Here is an 18,954-nt window from a genome sequence, read left to right on the forward strand (position 1 = left end):
TTAAAGGAAAGATGAAAAAAGTATATATATTATTATTAGGAGCAATATTAGTAACCGCATCTTGTAGTACAGATTTAGATGAAGTTCCGCCAAATATTGCAAGTTCAGATTCTTTAACAGATTTTGAAGGAGTTTTAAATGCTGCTTATTACTATCAACTTGGCGCTGTTACACCTATGGCAGTAATGGGAGATTTTAGAGCAGATAATGCTTTAATGTTAGAGTCTCCATACACTGAATATGATCTTTATGGTCCTGGTTTAACAGCAATGGAAGATCAGTTTTTTGGACCTTTTTATACAGCTTTATACAGATCAATATTAAGTACAAATAACGTAATTGAGAATTCAGAAGACCCTGTTCAAATTGGGGAGGCTAAATTTTTAAGAGCATTGTCTTATTTTAAATTAGTACAAGCTTTTGGAGATGTTACAGTAATTTTGACATCACCAGATATAGGTGATATTCCTACCTTCGATTTGAAGAGAAAACCAGTTAATGAAGTTTACAATAATGTAATCATTCCAGATTTACAAGACGCAATGAGTCTTTTAGATAATACAAGTGTAAACGGTAGAGCGTCAAGACTTGCTGCACAGGCTTTATTAGGTAAAGTATATGTGCACATGGGGAATTTTGCAAATGCTGCGACACAATTTCAAACTTTTTTAAATAGTGCTGGAACAGCTGGAATTAGTTTAGAAACAGAGTATGCTGATGTTTTTGACTTAGCAAATATTGAGAATTCAGAAATAATTTACGCAACTCAAATTTCTAGTTCAGTAATAGATGAGTATGGTTTTTCAGAATTTTGGGAATGGTACTTAGGACAAGATTCAAAGTCACCTGCACCATTAGATCCGGATTTAATTAGTGCTTACGATGCTAGCCCTGGAGATTTAAGAAGAGCAGTAAATATTGATGAAACTGCTTTAAGATCTCCAAAATATCCACAATCTGGAGGACCAGATCATGATTGGATAGAATTGCGATTAGCAGATGTAATTTTATTATATGCAGAAGCATTAAATGAGAATGGTTCTCCTGCAACAACAGTACTTCCTTTGTTAGATGATATTAGAGAGAGAGCAGGATTAGATGTATTAGATCCTACTATTATTAATACACAAACTTTAGTGAGAAAGGCAATACAAGATGAAAGAAGATTGGAGTTGGCTTTTGAAGGACATAGATGGTTTGATTTGGTAAGAACAGGAACTGTTGATTCTGAAATGGGGCAAACGATAAACCCTAATTATTATGTATTCCCAATTCCAATTTCAGAGGTTCTTGTGAGTAATGGAGTTATTACTCAGAATCCTGGTTACTAATTTATTGTGTCTCATAACACTTTAGTAATGATTCTTGTGAACATACAAATGAAACAACGAAACTGTTTCAACTCTAAATAAAAGATTAAGGAGAAGAGACAAGAGGTGATTTGTTTAACTTATATAAAATTAAAATAGCATTTTTCAAAAAGACTGAAACTTATACGTAAAAAACTAAAACTCATACATTGTTTGTGTTTGTTTCAGTCTTAAGTTGAAAGTGTTTAATATAAGTAGAGTTTAAAGGTTAAAAAGGTACATATTGATAGTTTATTGAAAAAGTGAGAATATGTAAAGCTCCTTTTTTTCTGAAAGAGTTTGATAAAACTCTCTTTAAAGTTTCCTTTTTAAAAGATATGAGTTAATTTAGCACGATGTAAACTGGTTAACCAATTATTAGCTTATGAAATTAGACATGCGGACAAAGACTGAAAATTTTAGCGTTCAACAACATATTATAGCTAGCATACGGGATTTAATTAATTTAAAAAACCTTGAACCTGGCGATAAACTTCCGTCTGAACGTATGCTTTCTGAAAAATTTGAAGTCTCAAGAGGAAATGTTAGAGAAGCCATTCAAAAGCTAGAATTTTATGGTTTATTAGAGTCAATTCCGCAAAGTGGAACATTTGTAGCAAATATAGGAGTGATTGCTATGAATGGTATGATTGAAGATATTCTAGGGTTAGAAGATCCCGATTTTAAATCATTAGTTGAAACTAGAATATTATTAGAGCTTAAAACAGTTCGTTTGGCAGCTTTAAGAAGATCTCCTGATGACCTTGAAAAGATGAGAACAACCTTAGACGCCTATAATAAAAAAGTGTTGAATGGTGAAGATGCAGTACAGGAAGACTTGTTGTTTCACTTAGCGATAGCAAAAGCAAGTGGAAATAGTAGTATGAATACATTTATGCTAACCATCACGCCAGAAATTATCACAAATTTTGAAAAATATCATGTCTGTGATAAAACTTTAGATCAGAAGGTCATTAAAGAACACGAAGAAATATTTAATGCAATTAAAGATCAAAACCCACAGTTGGCAAAACAAAAAATGAAAGAACATTTTAGTGAATTGTATAAATATTGTTACAACGTTTAATAAAAATAAATACTAAATAAAGTGCACAATTTATTTAGTAAATCAATCAAAATTTAAAATTTGGAGGGAGAGTAATTATGTTTAAAACATACTACTCACCATAAATAAATCAGTATTTCCAACACTGATAGTAAAGGGAACTATCAAATTGTTTTCTTTTAAATAGTAAAAAAACATATGAAAGTAAAAGGACTTAGATGGTGGGTAATTGCGTTAATTTGTCTAGCGACTGTAATCAATTATATTGATCGAACTGCATTTGGAGTAATGTGGCCAGAAATGGGAAAAGACTTAGGAATGGACGAGTCTGACTATGCAATTATGCTGAATGTCTTCATGATTACCTATGCAGCCGGAAAGTTCCTTTCAGGCAAATTATACGATATTATAGGAACTCGTTTTGGGTTTGTAGTTTCAATTGTTGTCTGGTCTGTGGCTTCTATATTCCATGCATTCTCAAGAGGCTTATTATCATTAACCTTTTTTAGAGCACTTCTTGGTTTAGGAGAAGCAGGTAATTGGCCTGGAGCAGTGAAGAGTAATGGTGAATGGTTTCCAGTTAAACAACGGGCAATCGCCCAAGGTATTTTTAACGCTGGGGCTTCTTTAGGAAGTGTTATTGCTCCTGTATTAATTGCCTATTTATATGGTCACTTTGGATGGAGAACAACTTATATTATCATTGGAGCAGTTGGTATTCTTTGGGTAATTCCTTGGTTATTTATCAACAAAGCAAAACCAGAAAAGCATCCTTGGATTACTGAAAAAGAACGAAATGTAATTCTATCTAGTCGTATTAGCAAAGAAGATGATACTAAAAAAGTCAAAGGACTTAGTGTATTTAAAATTTTAAGTTTTAAAGAAGCATGGGGAGTTTTAGCATCACGATTTTTTATTGAACCAATTTGGTGGTTGTTTGTAGGTTGGATGCCTTTATACCTTCATTCTAAATTTAACTTTAGTATCGCTGAAATTGGATCTACCATTTGGATCTCTTACTTAGGAGGTATGGCAGGAAGTCTTTTAGGAGGATGGTATTGCGGTAAATTAATGGAAACAAAATCGGTTGATATCGCACGTAAAATAACGATTGCAATTGGAGGGTCATTAATCTTTTTAGGATTATTAGGAATTATATTCCTAGTCAATGAAAACAATCCAATGACCTTTATTTATATAGTTGGAGTTGTACTTTTTGGATTTCAGTTCGCAATCGGAAACATTCAAACAATTTCAAGCGATTTATTTAGAGGACCGTCAGTAGGAACTTTAGCAGGATTAGCTGGAAGTGTAGGAGCAGTTTCAGTAATTATAATGAACTGGTTAATACCAAAAATAACAATAAGTTCTTACACACCAGCATTCATAATAATAGCAGTATTAGCACCATTAGCTGTATTGTCAATTTTCGGATTGATTAGAAAAATAGAACCAGTTGAAAATAAAAAATAAAAGATAAAAATTGAATAAGATGAGTAAACAAACAGGAAGAGTAGCGGTAATTACAGGAGCAACAGGAGGTATAGGTTTCGAAGTAGCTAAAAGATTAGGTACTGATGGATATACTGTAGTTTTAAACGGTATTGAAGACTCTAAAGGAGCTGAAAGAATAAAAGAACTTACCGATCTTGGTATTTCTGCTGAATACTATGGTTTTGATGTTACTAAAGAAGAGGAAGTAACAGCAAACATTCAAAAAATTGGAGAAAAACACGGTAAAATCGATGTACTGGTTAACAACGCTGGTGGTTTAGGTGGAAGATCTAGATTTGAAGAAATGACAACCGATTTTTACAGATCTGTAATGGCATTAAATCTTGATTCAGTCTTTTTTGCTTCTAGAGCAGCTATCCCTTTTCTAAAAAAAGGAGAAAGCACTTCTATTATTAATTTTACATCGAATGCAGCATGGACTGCAGGAGGACCTGGAGCTGGAATCTACGGAACATCTAAAGCAGGAGTTCATTCAATAACTCGCGCCTTAGCTAAAGATTTAGCGGAATACGGAATTAGAGTAAATGCAGTGTCTCCTGGTACTATCGATACTCCTTTTCACGCACAAATTAAAGCAACAAAACCAGAAGTATTCGCTTCTTGGGCAAATAATATTATGTTAGGAAGATTAGGACAACCAGAAGATGTAGCAGGTGTTATTTCTTTCTTGGCTAGTAAAGATGCAGCTTTTATTACTGCTGAAACAATCCAAATTGGTGGTGGACAAGCGTTAGGAATTTAAAAATGAAAGTTTAGAAAGCCAAATAGCTTTATATTAACACATTCTCTTTATCAATTAACTTAATCAGAATGAATGTTAAGCTCTAAAACTATTTGGCTTTTGATTTAATAAAGAATAGTAATTAAATTCAAGAAATGAATAAGATTGTAACATTTGGTGAAATTATGTTGAGGCTCTCTACAGAGCGTCATTTAAGATTTTCCCAAGCAAAAACATTTGCTGCTTCTTATGGTGGTGGAGAATTTAATGTAGCAGTTTCATTGGCTAATTATGGAATTCCAGTTGAATTCGTTACAAGATTACCAGAAAATGAAATTGGAGCCTGCGCATTAAAAGAGATGCGTAAATTTAATGTTGACTCTAAAAACGTAATTTATGGAGGAGACAGATTGGGGATCTATTATCTTGAAACGGGTGCTGGTACACGTGGAAGTAATGTAGTGTACGATAGAGCTAATAGTTCTATGGCAACAATTGAAAAAGGTTCTATAGATTGGGAATCTGTTCTAAAAGATGCTACTTGGTTTCATTGGAGTGGTATCACACCTGCAATTTCAGAATCTGCCGCTCAAGAGTGCTTAGAAGCATTAAAAGTGGCTCATAAATTGGGAATCACAATTTCTTCCGATTTAAATTATAGATCTAAATTATGGCAATATGGTAAAGAACCAAAACAGGTAATGCCAGAGCTATTGAAATATAGTAATATTATTTTAGGAGATATTGATACTGCGCTTTTCATGTTGGGAAAAGATAAAGTTTCTCCTAATTATCAAGACGAAAAATCATTGCCAGTTTTATACGATCAGATTTTTAAATCATGTCCTAATCTAAAAATAGTAGCGACAACACTAAGATATTCTGTAAGTGCTTCGCATCAACGCATTGGAGGAATATTATATGATGGAAAGGTGGTGTATAATGCAGATGTTAAAGAAGTAACTCCTGTTGTAGATAGAGTAGGAAGTGGAGACGCCTTCATGGGAGGATTAATCTACGGATTGGTAAACGATGTAAACAACAAACAAAGAGCTCTAAATATTGCAGTCGCAGCTTGCTGCTTAAAACACACAATTTCAGGTGATTATAATTTAATTACACTGAATGAAATTGAAAAATTACTCAGTGGTGATTCTTCAGGAAAAGTTTCAAGATAAATAAAATAGAATGGCACAATACTCAAGGATAGAAGTTGTAACAGTAATGCAGAAAACAGGACTAGTTCCATTATTTTACGATAGTGATATAGATACCTGCAAACACGTTTTAAAAGCATGTTACAATGGTGGCGCAAGGCTTATGGAGTTTACAGCTCGCGGAGATTTTGCACACGAAATATTTGGAGCACTTAATAAGTATGCTTTAAAAGAATTACCAGGAATGATTCTTGGAGTTGGTTCTGTTACAGATGCTGCTTCTGCTTCATTATTTATGGCATTAGGAGCAAACTTTATTGTAACTCCAGTGTTTAGAGAAGATATTGCAGTAGTATGTAATAGACGAAAAGTACTTTGGTCACCGGGTTGTGGTTCTCTTTCTGAAATTGCGAAAGCTGAAGAACTAGGTTGCGAACTCGTTAAATTATTCCCAGGAGGGATCTATGGACCAAATTTCATTAAAGCTATAAAAGGGCCTCAACCTTGGACAAGTATCATGCCTACGGGTGGAGTTTCTCCAACTAAAGAAAACCTTAAAGGTTGGTTTGAAGCAGGTGCAACGTGCGTTGGAATCGGTTCAAAACTAATTAGCAAAGATGAAAATGGAGCATATGACTTTAAAGCGATTGAATTGCTTTCAAAAGAGGCAATAGCGATCATCAAAGAACTTAAATCATGAATAGTCTAGAATCTATAATAACTTTAAAAGAGTTGTCATTTTTATCGGGCTACTCTGTGTCTACGGTATCTAAAGCGTTAAATAATAAGCTTGATATTAGTACAAACACAAGAAGAATTATTAAAGATATCGCCGAAAAACACAACTATATTCCTAATAAACATGCTGTTGGGTTAAGAAAGAAAAGAGCGCAAGCTTTAGCAGTAATAATTCCGCAAGCAAATACAAATCATTACAGTTGGTTTCTGTTTAATATAGAAAAACTAGCAACTAGTAATGGCTATAAAATTGTGTTGTACCAGTCTTTTGAATCTCCATCAAAAGAAATGGAATGTATAAAAAATAGTAATGACGGTAGTGTCGATGGTGTAATTCTGCTCTCTAGAAATAAACCTCAAATTAATAACTATAGTCACCCCATTGAATACCTTCAAATCACTGAAGATCAATCGGAAGAGCAAATACAGAGATATTGTGTGACTAGTTTTAATGCATTGTTGAAAAATATCGCTTAATTTACATGCCAATTTAACCTACGTTAGCATGCTGAAAAAGGCAATACAATACATGATTATTAGTGCGTTTGCATTTGCACTATTAAACGCTTTCGTAAAAAATCTCAATCAATTTAGTGTCTATCAAATAGTTTTTTTTAGATCCATAGGATCGTTACTATTTACCATCCCTTATTTACTTCGGAATAAAATCTCAATGCTTGGTAATAAAAAAGGACTCCTTGTTTTAAGAAGTGTTTTTGGCGTTATTTCCATGATTTTATTTTTTCTTTCTATTAAGTTTCTTCCTATGGGATCGGCAGTATCTATAAGATATACGGCGCCGATATTCGCAACAGTATTGGCTTTCTTTTTACTGAAAGAGAACATAAAAATTCTTCAATGGGTATGCTTTTTAATAGCTTTTCTCGGAGTGGCTTTTTTAAAAGGTTTTGATGCTGAGGTGAGTACTATAGGATTGATGTACGCCATTATTTCAGCTATTTTTAGTGGACTAGTATTCATTACGATACGAAAAATAAATACCAACGACCACCCCATGGTTGTGGTAAACTATTTCATGATTATCGCTGCAATAGTAGGTGGTGTTCTATCAATTAACACTTGGGTTCAGCCAAAAGGAACAGAATGGTTATTCTTATTAGGTCTAGGTGTTTTTGGATATTTTGGACAATATTATATGACAAAGGCACTACAAACTTCAGAAACAAACTTGGTAGCGCCGTTAAAATATATTGAAGTTATTTTTACAATGTTAATAGGATTGGCCTACTTTAAAGAAGCATATACTTTTTGGAGTCTAATCGGAATAGGTTTAATTATTACAGGACTGGTTTTTAACATCATTGTGAAACAGTCTAAAAGAGCAATTTAATTTCCGTTCTCTAATTTGTAAACCACACAATGCTTAAAACGAGGATCATTCAAAATAAAAGGGTGTTGCACGGTTCCAATTAATTTCATCCCAATCTTTTTCATAACGTGTTCTGACGGAATGTTGGTGTCTGTTGTAAATGAAAGGACCTCTTTCAAATTAAACATTGAAAAAGCAGCTTTCATGCACGCCTTAGCAGCTTCAGTTGCATATCCTTTTCCCCAAGCGGCCCTTTTTAAACGCCATCCAATATCTACACAAGGCGTAAAATCACTTTCCCAATCTTGGTTTTTTAACCCTGCAAAGCCAATAAATTCAGACGACTCTAATACATCGACAGCAAAATAGGTGTAGCCGAATGTATCGAAGTGTGTTTTAAGTCGGTGAATTAAATCTATTGTTTCTTCTGCTGAAAGTGTCTTCGGAAAGTGCTCCATGACCGCTTCATCTTGGCACATTTCAATAAATGGAAGCTCGTCTGAAGGCAACCAGTTTCGAAGTCCAAGGCGTTCGGTTTTTAGAAGGTATGCTCTCATTCAGCTACCGAATCAATCAATATCTGAAGCATTTCAATAGCAGCTTCACTAATTTTAGTTCCAGGGCCATACACCGCAACCGCACCTGCGTCAAATAAATATTGGTAGTCTTGCGCCGGAATTACACCCCCTACAATCACCATAATGTCTTCACGACCGTACTTTTTTAATTCTTCAATTACTTGTGGCACTAGCGTTTTATGTCCTGCTGCTAACGAAGAAACACCCAATACGTGCACATCATTCTCCATGGCTTGTTTCGCAGCTTCTGCTGGCGTTTGGAACAATGGGCCTATATCTACGTCAAAACCTACGTCAGCATAGCCTGTAGCGACTACTTTGGCACCGCGATCGTGACCATCTTGTCCCATTTTGGCAATCATGATACGAGGACGACGCCCTTCTAACACTGCAAATTCGTCAGCCATTTCACGAGCTTTCGCGAATGATGGGTCTTTCTTTATTTCTTTACTATACACGCCGCTAAAGGATTTAATTTGTGCTTTGTAACGTCCAAATTCTACTTCTAGAGCATCACTTATTTCACCTAGAGTTGCTCGTTCGCGAGCTGCTTCAACAGCTAAAGCTAATAAATTTCCATCACCTGTTTTAGCACAAGCTGTTAATTTTGAAAGTGCTAGCGTTACTTTTTCCGTATTTCGTTCCGCTTTAATTCGATTGAGACGTTCAATTTGAGAAAGGCGAACCTTCTGATTATCGACATCTAAAATTTGTAACGGATCTTCTTTATCAAGTCGGTATTTATTAACTCCTACAATAATATCTTGGCTGCTATCAATACGCGCTTGTTTTCTAGCAGCAGCTTCTTCAATACGTAGCTTCGGAATTCCAGCTTCAATAGCCTTCGTCATACCGCCCAACTCTTCAACTTCTTGAATTAATTCCCACGCTTTGTTTGCAATATCGTTGGTGAGGTTCTCAACGTAATAACTACCAGCCCACGGATCTACCGTTTTGGTAATATTTGTTTCCTCTTGAAGATAAATCTGTGTATTTCTAGCAATACGTGCCGAGAAGTCTGTAGGCAATGCAATCGCTTCATCCAACGCATTGGTGTGCAATGATTGTGTGCCTCCAAAAGCCGCAGCGCTAGCTTCAATGCAGGTTCTAGCGACGTTATTAAATGGGTCTTGTTCGGTAAGACTCCAACCACTGGTCTGACAGTGCGTTCGTAAGGCTAACGATTTTTGATTCTTTGGATTGAACTCACTCACTATTTTTGCCCATAACATCCGTGCCGCTCGCATTTTGGCAATTTCCATAAAATGGTTCATCCCAATGGCCCAGAAAAAGGAAAGTCGAGGCGCAAAAGTATCAATGTCCATTCCTGCTTTTATTCCAGTTCTGATGTAATCCAATCCATCGGCTAGGGTGTACGCTAATTCAATATCGCAAGTTGCTCCCGCCTCTTGCATATGGTATCCTGAAATAGAAATAGAGTTGAATTTCGGCATTTTTTCCGAAGTAAATTCAAAAATATCACTGATAATTTTCATGGATGGAGTAGGTGGGTAGATGTACGTATTACGCACCATAAACTCCTTTAAAATATCGTTTTGAATGGTTCCTGCTAAATCTTTAATGGCAACACCTTGTTCTTGAGCAGCAACAATATAAAAAGCCATAATAGGCAATACAGCGCCGTTCATGGTCATAGAAACACTCATTTTGTCCAATGGAATCTGATCGAACAAGATCTTCATGTCTTCCACACTATCTATCGCCACTCCTGCTTTTCCAACATCACCAACCACACGTTCGTGATCACTGTCATACCCTCTGTGCGTCGCCAAATCGAAGGCTACCGAAAGTCCTTTTTGACCAGCCGCTAAGTTTCGTCTGTAAAACGCATTACTATCTTCCGCAGTAGAAAATCCAGCGTATTGACGAATGGTCCAAGGTCTGCGGACATACATCGTAGAATACGGACCTCGAAGGTTTGGTGCCAATCCAGCAACAAAATTTAAATGTTTCAAAGATTCAATATCGGTTGCCGTGTATTGTTTCTTTACATCAATTGTTTCCGCAGTAGAAAATGTCTCCGTTGTGACTTTTTCAGCTTCCACGTTTAGATTTTTAAGCGTTATATGTTGTATGTTCTTTCTACTCATAGCGTCCTATTCTTAAAACATTCGGTATTGTCACGTATATAGTGTTTGTAAAATTTACTCCTTTTCGATTCGCTCTTTTTCTATCTTTTCTGAAAGTCGCCTTTCTATGATAGGAGAAATTAGAGTTTTACGAACATTGGTTTTTACAAAAGGGTACAATTCTAGGTCGTCTTTCATCCTGTCGTTTGTATTAGGATGTTTATTTGTTCCTAAAAGTACTAATGTACCAGTATCGAAAAGTTGTTGCTCTTTGTCGGCACTTTCTTTTATTTTTCGCTGAATGGTTCCTTCTTTCAATTGATGTAAAAAACCACCATTGGCTTCTATGCTTTTAAAAAGTGCTAATGCTTTTTCGGCCAATTCGTTGGTCAGATTTTCAATATAATACGTTCCATCTGCTGGATTGCTTACCGTATCGAAATAACTTTCCGCTTTTAAAATAAGCAATTGATTTCTAGAAATTCGTTCTCCAAATTCATTGCTTTTATGATACAAAGCATCGTAAGGCATATTAGAAACAGTATTTGCTCCCCCTAAAATGGCGCTCATACACTCAGTTGTGGTACGAAGCATATTTACATTATAATCGTAGAGCGTTTTATTCCGTTTGGAAGGTGTTGCAACAATATGGCAAGTTTTCAAACAGTTATATTCTGAAGCCAAGGCTGCATATAATTTTCGAAAGGCTCTAATTTTAGCGATTTCAAAAAAGTAATTGGGACCTACCGCAAAATGGAAGGTGAGTGTTCCTTGTTTTTCTGAAACTTCTTTGTCGTTATTATAAAAATGATTTAAATATTCATTGGCGTGGGCCAGAGCATACGCAAGTTGTTGAATGCTATTAGCACCCGCATTTTGATATAAAGAAGCATCAATGCTTAGTAAGTTTTCGGAACTGTTTTTCTGAAAAATACGATCTAAAATTTGATGATCTTCGTTTAAATTATAAAACCAATTTCCGGTACGGGCAAGGTTTCCTATAAGGTCGATGTTGTAATAAACAGTTGCATTCTTGTTTGTGAAAAAGTCCTTCAGCTGAAGGATAAATTTTTCAGAAAGAAAGGTAAAGTGACAATAGATAGCTGCTTTTTCAAAAGGAAATGCTTCAAAAACCTGCGTCGGATCAAATTCCTTTTCCGAAGAAATAGAAATTGCTTCAGCGCCTCTTTCAATAGCATCTATAATTAAATTGTGTGCAATTTTTGTGTCATCGATAAAAACCGCTTGTGCAATATTCCACTTTTTAGGGTGTCCAGGAATGGGCGTAAAGTCGGCCTCAAAGTCGTCTGCGTGGTAGATTGGTTTTACGTGAATCCCTTCTAAACTTTGCCACACTAAGGTTTCATTATAATCGGCGCCTTTTAAATCGGCTTGGATTTTTTGTTTCCATTGTTTGGACGTAACAGGCTCGAATTTGTTAAATAAAAACTCACTCATTGGTTCTCTTTGTTTTTAGACTGTCTTCGTGTTCGATGATAAAAATATCTTCGTTTTCTTTTTTGAGGAAGTATTTTTCGCGGGCAAATTTTTCTACTTCGTCGCTATCTTTCATTTTTTCAATAAAGACCTTGTCGTGTTCGATTTCCTTTTTGTAAAATTCTTTATTATCTTCTAACGCATTAATATCGTGGTCTAATTCTTTGTGCATTAGGTACGAATTTGTGTCGAAAAAAAGCATCCAAATAACAAATAGGATGAGTATGAGCATGTATTTATTGCTCATCCATTTCACCCATTTTTGTTTTTTTAGTTCTGAAAGCTTCACCTTGATTTATGCTAATTTTTGATGAATAATTGTTCTAATTAAGTTCACTGCAACCGTGTTGTATCTATTGGTTGGAATAATAATATCGGCAAACTCCTTAGTGGGTTCTATAAATTGCTGATGCATGGGTTTTAACGTGCTTTGATACCTGTTTAGTACTTCGGTAAGATCTCTTCCTCGATCTGCTATATCACGTTTTAAACGTCTAATAAGGCGTTCGTCACTATCGGCATGCACATACACTTTAATATCGAACATTTCCCGAATGTCTGGATGTGTGAGTATTAAAATTCCTTCTACAATTACCACCTTTTTTGGGTAAGTTGTAATGGTTTCTCCGGTTCGGTTATGATCTACAAACGAATAGACAGGTTGCTCAAAAGAGTTTCCTTTTCGAAGTTCGTGTAAATGACTTACTAATAAATCAAAATCGATCGAATTAGGATGGTCAAAATTGATTTTAACCCGGTCTTCCATTTTGAGATGACTGGTGTCTTTGTAGTACGAATCTTGCGATATAACACAAACCTCATCCTTAGGAAGTTCGGATACAATTTGATCTACAACAGTTGTTTTTCCACTTCCGGTTCCTCCGGCGATGCCTATTATGAGCATAAAATTAAAGTTTTGCCAAAGGTAATGAGAATTATGTTTTTACCTTTAGTGGAGTTAATTACTTTTCAACAGTAGAAACTTCTTCTTTTGTTACCATTTTTTCTTGGGTATTTCCCCAGCTATTCATTACATAATTAAGCACATCGGCAACTTCTTCATTGCTCAAACCCATAGGTGTCATAATTCCATTATAGGTAACACCGTTCACTTCAATTTCGCCACGTTGTCCATATTTTACAGCATGAATGCTTTCGGTGCGCTTTTCTGTGAGCCAATTAGATCCTGCCAAGGGAGGAAAGTTATTAGGAACTCCTTTTCCAGTAGGGAGATGGCATTGCATACAAAAATTGGCATATATATCTTTTCCTTTTTCAATACTTTGAGCTAACGTCGTTTGAGGCGCACTATAGTTTTGTCCTATTTGAACGGTCTCTTTTTTCTTTTCTTTTTTTTCTTCTGAATTGTTGCACGAAAGAAAGCTGAAAGCAATTAAAAATGAAATACTTAATTTAAACATTGTTTGTACGGTTTGTTTTGTTGAATGTTATATTTTACGGCTGAAGGTTTTTTTAATTGGGTATAATTTTTACAATTCCTTGTCCTTCAATGGCAATGTAAATATAACCATCTGGTCCCATTTTTACATTGCGAACGCGACCAATATCTTCTGCTATTTTTTTTCGGCCTATTACTTTGTCTCCGTCAAGTTTCAGTAGTTCTACATAATTAAATTTTAAAGATCCTATTAGCAAACCGCCTTTCCATTTTGGGTACTTGTCGCTGGTAACAAAAGCCATTCCGCAGGGCGCAATAGACGGGTCCCAATAATGAATAGGGTCTTCCATACCCGGACGGGAGGTTTCATCTGTGAATTTTGTACCGCTATAATTAATACCATACGATATAACAGGCCAGCCATAATTTGCTCCTTTTTTGATAATATTTACTTCATCTCCACCCTTTGGACCGTGCTCGTGAATCCAAATTTCTCCAGTGATTGGATGTTTCGCCATTCCTTGCGGATTCCTATTTCCGAAGGTGAAAATCGCTTTTTTAGCGTTTGGTTCATTTACAAACGGATTGTCGGTGGGAATACTACCATCATCGTTGAGTCGATATATCTTTCCGCAGTCACGGGTAATATCTTGCGGATTCACATCTCGATCTCCGCGTTCTCCAATTGAAAAGTAGAGGTAACCATCGTTGTCAAATTCAATTCGAGAACCAAAATGTTGTCCTCTAGTTGTATTGGGTGTTGCTTTGTATAAAGTTTCAATCTGTGTTAGCGAATCTCCTTCAAGTTTGCACCTAATTAATGCCGTGTTTCCGCCATCTTCGTCTCCTTCCGAAGAGGCGTAGGTAATATAGATCCATCCGTTTTCAGAATAATTAGGATGCAATTCAATATCTAAAAGGCCTCCTTGACCACGGTTGTATACGTCAGGCACATTTTTCAGTTCTGTTTTAATTTCATCTTTAAAATGAATTAGTGCACCGCTTTTTTCAGTAATAAGCATACTTCCGTCTGGCAACCATGTCATTCCCCACGGATTGGATAAATTAGAAACAACGGTTTCAATTTGATATGATCTTTGTTCTGTTTCGAGTGCGTGCTTTTGTGCAACGGCTTCTTTTGTTTTAGGACAGCCCGTAAAAACAAATAACAGTGACAGTAATAAGAAGTTAATTTTCATAGCTTTTTTCTGAACCAAAAAGATACTAAAAATGTACTTAAAAAAGAATAGCCTTAACTAAAAGAAGTTAAGGCTACTACAGGGGAACTTTGTTTTTTAAATCTATCCATTTATGGTCGCAATAACACTATGGGTCTCTGATTTATTATACATACGATTAAATTGAAAGTTCGGTTCTTTAAAATTATTAATTTTTTAAGTTTTTTAAAAATTTTTTTGAAATATAATAGTGTTTATAGTCTGTTGCCCCTAAATTAATTTTTAAAACTTGTTTATAAGAAATTCTTATTTAAACCTTTATGATTGAATAAGAAACAATAAAAAATAAATTGCTAGCTTTGAGAAAACCTTTAAAAGATGCGTAAACTAATTGTCGTTTTATCACTTTGCTTATCTACTTCAATAATGGCTCAAGACTATAAACCATTATTAGATATCTATAATGAATGGCATTTTACGGGCTGTAATTTTGGGTGCTTAACCGATACCTATTATACCAATGGAGATACAATAGTGAATGGTGTTGGGTATAAGGTGTTGGATGGCTATCATTTTATTTCAAGAAGTTTTTTGCTTCGAGAAGAGGTGAACACCAAAACAGTCTTTTTAAATTTTGTCCAGCCTTCTGGTAATAACGAGTATTTATTGTATAATTTTTCATTAAATGTGGGCGACTCTATCGATATGAAAAATCCAATCAGTCCGTTCCCGACACATGCAGGGTATTATCGGTTAGACTCTATTATAAATAGGCCTTTGGTAGATGGCAATGAGTACCGTCATTTTTACTTGTCACCATCAGAGTCGAATACTGTTAGTACAACAAATGCGGTTTGGGTTGAAGGAGTAGGTTCGTTATCATTAATAAATGCACCAAGTGGTGAACCAGATATTAATCAAGGGGGGCATTTAAGTTGCTTTTTTAAGAACGGTGAACTGTTTTATTCCAATTTAGATTCAATTTCGGCTTGTGAACCTGTCATTGTGTTAGGCACTGAAGCATTTACAAAACCACTAAGTGAAGTAACACTTGTAGCAAATTCCTCTACAAAACAATACCAACTTTATAATGCTGAAAAGGTTCGATTTATAGATGTTTTTGATGTTAATGGCAGAAGACTCGATGCTTTAGAAAATACGGGGCAAAAAGAAATACAGCTTCAATTTTCTCAATACAAGGCTGGAATTTATATTGTTGTAGCATATACCAAAGCCTTTGAGAAACGAACTTTTAAGATGGTTCTTAAGTAGGTTGTTTCAGAATTTACTCGATAGCTTCTAATAAAAATTTGCTATTTGAATAAGGCGTTCAATGTTTAGCAATTGAATTTTACGTCCATCGGTCGCAATAAGCTTATCATGTTTAAAATCGTGAAGCACGCGAGCCAATGTTTCAATTACAGTACCAGCCATATTTGCTAAATCGGAACGAGAGAGCATGATGTAGGTATTCGGAACATCTTTCACTTTGTATTTATCGTGTAAAATTAGCAAATTGAGAGCTACTCGTTCTCTTACGGTACGTTGCGACAGTACAGCCATAAGATTTGCTAAAACACTAAACTCATGGCTCAAATTTTTCAAAAGCAATCGTGAAAAAGAGGAAGAGCTTTTTAGAATCTCATTAAAATCTCTGATGGTAATAAAGGAAATGATAGAATTTTCGATGGCGACAGCTGTATCTCCATAAGTGCTTTCGCTTAAAACAGATGAATACCCAAAAAACTCGCCTGCGTTATAGATGTAAATGATTTGTTCCCGTCCATCATTGTCCATTTTGTATTTTTTTACTTTCCCACTTTGTAAATAAAAAATACCCGATGGCAATGTTCCTTCTGTGAATATAGGTTGGTTTTTACGATACTTTTTGTCAGTCATTATCTTTTCAAGCAACACCTTATCTTCTGAAGGCAATTCGCTTAAAATATTTTGACTGTTGAATGTGAATTTAGTAATCATACGCGCGTTTCAAAGTTACGTCTTATTTATTTTTTAATCTAAAATTTGACTTAAATCAAATTTAAGTAAGGTTCTAATCAAGGCATACAAAAAGGAAGCGTGGTAGCTTTGTAGCAACAATTAAATGATCATTTCTATGAAAAAAATTGAACAATTAAACGCACTTGGAATTCAACCAACAAAAGAATATTTCTGGAATTTACCAGTTTCTAAATTAGTTACACATACGCTTCAAAAAGAACAAGGGGTATTAACTAGTACGGGAGCTCTAGCTTGTGATACAGGTGAGTTTACTGGGCGATCTCCAAAAGACAAGTACATCGTAAAAGATGCTATTACTGAAGGTTCTATCTGGTGGGGAGATGTAAATCATCCGTTTTCTACTGAAGATTTTGATCGTTTGTACGATCGTGTTACTTCATTTCTTTCAACTAGTGAACTTTATATTAAAGATGTTCAAGCAGGAAGTAAAAAAGACTACCAATTAAACGTTCGAGTTATTACACAAACCCCTTGGCAAAGTTTATTTGCGAACAATCTTTTTTTAAGACCTTCGGAAAATGAATTGGAAACGTTTGAACATGAGTGGCTTATTTTGGCTGCGCCAGAATTTATGGCAGACCCAAAGATTGATAATACAAGACAACACAATTTTACAATTATTAATTTCACGAAAAAAGTAATCCTAATAGGAGGGAGTGCTTATACAGGGGAAATTAAAAAAGGAATTTTCACAATATTAAATTATATATTACCACATAACAAAAATGTACTATCTATGCATTGCTCTGCTAATATAGGGGAAGATGGAAATACAGCAGTCTTTTTCGGATTATCGGGAACAGGAAAAACAACCTTGTCTGCAGATCCTTCCAGAGCGCTTATTGGGGACGATGAACACGGTTGGGATTCTGAAAGCGTGTTTAATTTTGAAGGTGGATGTTATGCAAAATGCGTTAACTTAAGTGAAGAAAAAGAACCACAAATATTTTCTGCAGTACGATTTGGAACACTGCTTGAAAATGTGCGTTTTTATAAAGATTCGGATGTTGTAGATTACGATAATGTAACCGTTACTGAAAACACAAGAGCTGCGTATCCTATTAATTTTATTGACAATGCGACAAATCCATCTATTGGAGGAGCTCCTAAAAATATTTTCTTTCTAACCTGTGATGCTTTTGGTGTATTGCCTCCAATTTCGAAATTAACTGTAGGACAGGCGATGTATCATTTTATTTCTGGATATACCGCAAAAGTAGCAGGAACTGAAGCGGGTATTACAGAACCACAAACTACTTTCTCCGCTTGTTTTGGGGAACCTTTTTTACCGCTTCATCCTACAAAATATGCTGAGTTATTAGGGCAAAAACTAAAAGGAGATAATGTTAATGTATGGCTTGTAAATACAGGATGGTCTGGTGGTGCTTATGGAATTGGAGAACGTATCAAATTAAAATACACCAGAGCCATGATTACTGCTGTTCTTAACGGAAAATTAGACCAAGTAGATTATGTAAAGCATAGTGTTTTTGGGTTGCAAATGCCAACAACATGTGAAGGTGTGCCTTCAGGGATTTTAAGTCCAAAAAATACTTGGGAAAATAAAGAGGAGTATGATGAAACTGCCGATAAACTTGCAGCACAATTCAATGAAAACTTTAAAATGTACGAGTCGTTCGCAAATGAAGAAATTCGCTCCGGAGCACCTAAGGTAAACGCAACTCTTGAAAAAGCGTAATGCATGGTGAAAATTAGTACCGAAGCTATAATGAGCTGTCCTGTCTGTGGTTTTACCTATAAAAAACAAATGCCACAGATAGGGAAGCATATAAATAGTAAATGTGTTTCCTGTCACACTGTTTATGGAATTAACAACGCGAGCGATTGTTGCGTTTATTGCAAATACAGTGATGTAACATGTCCTAAAACACAAAAACAAAACAATAAAAAATGAAAATACCGTCAAATTTATTATATACAAACGACCACGAATGGTTGCGAATTGAAGATGATATCGCCTACATCGGAATTACAGATTTTGCGCAAAGCGAATTAGGAGATATTGTTTATGTTGAAATTGAAACTGTGGATGAACAATTACAAAAAAATGATGTTTTTGGTACGGTGGAAGCCGTAAAAACAGTCTCAGATCTTTTTCTTCCGGTACGTGGTATCGTTTTAGAACTAAACCCAAAATTAGAGTCTAATCCTGAATTAGTAAATGAAGATCCTTATGGGGAAGGCTGGATGATTAAATTGAAAATGGAAGCAGATACAGATCTTGAAGGGTTATTGAAAGCAGATGCGTATGCATTGCTAATAGGTTCTTAAAGCATATTTAAACAATACCAAA

The 18,954-nt window shown here is 35.3% G+C and carries 20 protein-coding genes; 12 read left to right on the forward strand and 8 right to left on the reverse strand.

Annotation, left to right across the window (positions count from 1 at the left end; genetic code table 11):
* The first annotated feature begins 11 nt into the window (after positions 1–11).
* From BLQ00_RS06705 to BLQ00_RS06740, 8 genes are all read left to right on the forward strand, one after another.
* Entirely contained in the window at positions 12–1,331 is a 1,320-nt protein-coding gene (locus tag BLQ00_RS06705; RefSeq protein WP_093142269.1) for a RagB/SusD family nutrient uptake outer membrane protein, read from the forward strand.
* Between the two features lie 403 nt (positions 1,332–1,734).
* On the forward strand, positions 1,735–2,436 hold the full coding sequence (locus BLQ00_RS06710) for a FadR/GntR family transcriptional regulator (protein WP_093142272.1): 702 nt from the start codon (positions 1,735–1,737) through the stop codon (positions 2,434–2,436).
* A 177-nt stretch (positions 2,437–2,613) separates the two neighbouring features.
* The gene (locus tag BLQ00_RS06715; RefSeq protein ID WP_093142274.1) at positions 2,614–3,888 is read left to right on the forward strand and encodes an MFS transporter; all 1,275 of its coding nucleotides are present in this window, start codon (positions 2,614–2,616) and stop codon (positions 3,886–3,888) included.
* A 19-nt stretch (positions 3,889–3,907) separates the two neighbouring features.
* Entirely contained in the window at positions 3,908–4,672 is a 765-nt protein-coding gene (locus BLQ00_RS06720; protein WP_093142277.1) for an SDR family NAD(P)-dependent oxidoreductase, read from the forward strand.
* Positions 4,673–4,806: 134 nt separating this feature from the next.
* The gene (locus BLQ00_RS06725; protein WP_093142279.1) at positions 4,807–5,829 is read left to right on the forward strand and encodes a sugar kinase; all 1,023 of its coding nucleotides are present in this window, start codon (positions 4,807–4,809) and stop codon (positions 5,827–5,829) included.
* Positions 5,830–5,839: 10 nt separating this feature from the next.
* Positions 5,840–6,508: a bifunctional 4-hydroxy-2-oxoglutarate aldolase/2-dehydro-3-deoxy-phosphogluconate aldolase gene (locus BLQ00_RS06730; RefSeq protein WP_093142282.1), complete on the forward strand. Its 669-nt coding sequence runs from the start codon at positions 5,840–5,842 to the stop codon at positions 6,506–6,508.
* Positions 6,505–7,023 (forward strand): LacI family DNA-binding transcriptional regulator, encoded by a 519-nt coding sequence (locus BLQ00_RS06735; protein ID WP_093142285.1) that lies wholly within the window; start codon positions 6,505–6,507, stop codon positions 7,021–7,023. Before BLQ00_RS06730 ends, BLQ00_RS06735 begins: the two co-directional genes overlap by 4 nt.
* A gap of 28 nt (positions 7,024–7,051) precedes the next feature.
* A complete protein-coding gene (locus BLQ00_RS06740; RefSeq protein WP_229792612.1) occupies positions 7,052–7,897 on the forward strand; it encodes a DMT family transporter in 846 nt (281 codons plus the stop codon).
* Here the strand turns inward: BLQ00_RS06740 and BLQ00_RS06745 are convergent.
* From BLQ00_RS06745 to BLQ00_RS06775, 7 genes are read right to left on the reverse strand one after another with little or no spacing between them, the layout of a single operon-like run.
* Positions 7,894–8,433, reverse strand: a complete 540-nt coding sequence (locus BLQ00_RS06745) for a GNAT family N-acetyltransferase (protein WP_093142288.1) — start codon at positions 8,431–8,433, stop codon at positions 7,894–7,896. The two genes, BLQ00_RS06740 and BLQ00_RS06745, sit on opposite strands and share 4 nt — an antisense overlap.
* The gene (gene scpA, locus BLQ00_RS06750; protein ID WP_093142291.1) at positions 8,430–10,565 is read right to left on the reverse strand and encodes a methylmalonyl-CoA mutase; all 2,136 of its coding nucleotides are present in this window, start codon (positions 10,563–10,565) and stop codon (positions 8,430–8,432) included. The genes BLQ00_RS06745 and scpA overlap by 4 nt, the downstream gene beginning before the upstream one ends.
* 54 nt (positions 10,566–10,619) lie before the next feature.
* Positions 10,620–12,002: a methylmalonyl-CoA mutase subunit beta gene (locus tag BLQ00_RS06755; RefSeq protein WP_093142293.1), complete on the reverse strand. Its 1,383-nt coding sequence runs from the start codon at positions 12,000–12,002 to the stop codon at positions 10,620–10,622.
* Positions 11,995–12,330, reverse strand: a complete 336-nt coding sequence (locus BLQ00_RS06760) for an FtsB family cell division protein (protein WP_093142296.1) — start codon at positions 12,328–12,330, stop codon at positions 11,995–11,997. The genes BLQ00_RS06755 and BLQ00_RS06760 overlap by 8 nt, the downstream gene beginning before the upstream one ends.
* 6 nt (positions 12,331–12,336) lie before the next feature.
* Positions 12,337–12,945: a uridine kinase gene (gene udk / locus BLQ00_RS06765; RefSeq protein WP_093142298.1), complete on the reverse strand. Its 609-nt coding sequence runs from the start codon at positions 12,943–12,945 to the stop codon at positions 12,337–12,339.
* Positions 12,946–13,003: 58 nt separating this feature from the next.
* Entirely contained in the window at positions 13,004–13,462 is a 459-nt protein-coding gene (locus BLQ00_RS06770) for a c-type cytochrome (RefSeq protein ID WP_093142301.1), read from the reverse strand.
* A gap of 52 nt (positions 13,463–13,514) precedes the next feature.
* On the reverse strand, positions 13,515–14,639 hold the full coding sequence (locus BLQ00_RS06775) for a PQQ-dependent sugar dehydrogenase (RefSeq protein ID WP_093142304.1): 1,125 nt from the start codon (positions 14,637–14,639) through the stop codon (positions 13,515–13,517).
* A 357-nt stretch (positions 14,640–14,996) separates the two neighbouring features.
* On the opposite strand from BLQ00_RS06775, the gene BLQ00_RS06780 reads away from it, so the two are divergent.
* Positions 14,997–15,890: a T9SS type A sorting domain-containing protein gene (locus BLQ00_RS06780; RefSeq protein WP_139149366.1), complete on the forward strand. Its 894-nt coding sequence runs from the start codon at positions 14,997–14,999 to the stop codon at positions 15,888–15,890.
* Between the two features lie 27 nt (positions 15,891–15,917).
* Here BLQ00_RS06780 and BLQ00_RS06785 read toward each other — a convergent pair whose 3' ends face one another.
* On the reverse strand, positions 15,918–16,598 hold the full coding sequence (locus BLQ00_RS06785; RefSeq protein WP_093142309.1) for a Crp/Fnr family transcriptional regulator: 681 nt from the start codon (positions 16,596–16,598) through the stop codon (positions 15,918–15,920).
* 136 nt (positions 16,599–16,734) lie between these two features.
* Between BLQ00_RS06785 and pckA the strand changes: the two genes are divergently transcribed.
* The 3 genes from pckA to gcvH are packed head-to-tail and all read left to right on the forward strand — an operon-like array spanning position 16,735 to position 18,932.
* Positions 16,735–18,339: a phosphoenolpyruvate carboxykinase (ATP) gene (gene pckA / locus BLQ00_RS06790; RefSeq protein WP_093142311.1), complete on the forward strand. Its 1,605-nt coding sequence runs from the start codon at positions 16,735–16,737 to the stop codon at positions 18,337–18,339.
* A 30-nt stretch (positions 18,340–18,369) separates the two neighbouring features.
* Positions 18,370–18,555, forward strand: a complete 186-nt coding sequence (locus BLQ00_RS17910; RefSeq protein WP_425315147.1) for a GDCCVxC domain-containing (seleno)protein — start codon at positions 18,370–18,372, stop codon at positions 18,553–18,555.
* The gene (gene gcvH, locus BLQ00_RS06795; RefSeq protein WP_093142312.1) at positions 18,552–18,932 is read left to right on the forward strand and encodes a glycine cleavage system protein GcvH; all 381 of its coding nucleotides are present in this window, start codon (positions 18,552–18,554) and stop codon (positions 18,930–18,932) included. The genes BLQ00_RS17910 and gcvH overlap by 4 nt, the downstream gene beginning before the upstream one ends.
* Positions 18,933–18,954 lie beyond the last annotated feature (22 nt).

The sequence above is a fragment of the Ulvibacter litoralis genome (assembly GCF_900102055.1).
In the GTDB taxonomy this organism is placed as follows: Bacteria; Bacteroidota; Bacteroidia; order Flavobacteriales; family Flavobacteriaceae; genus Ulvibacter; species Ulvibacter litoralis.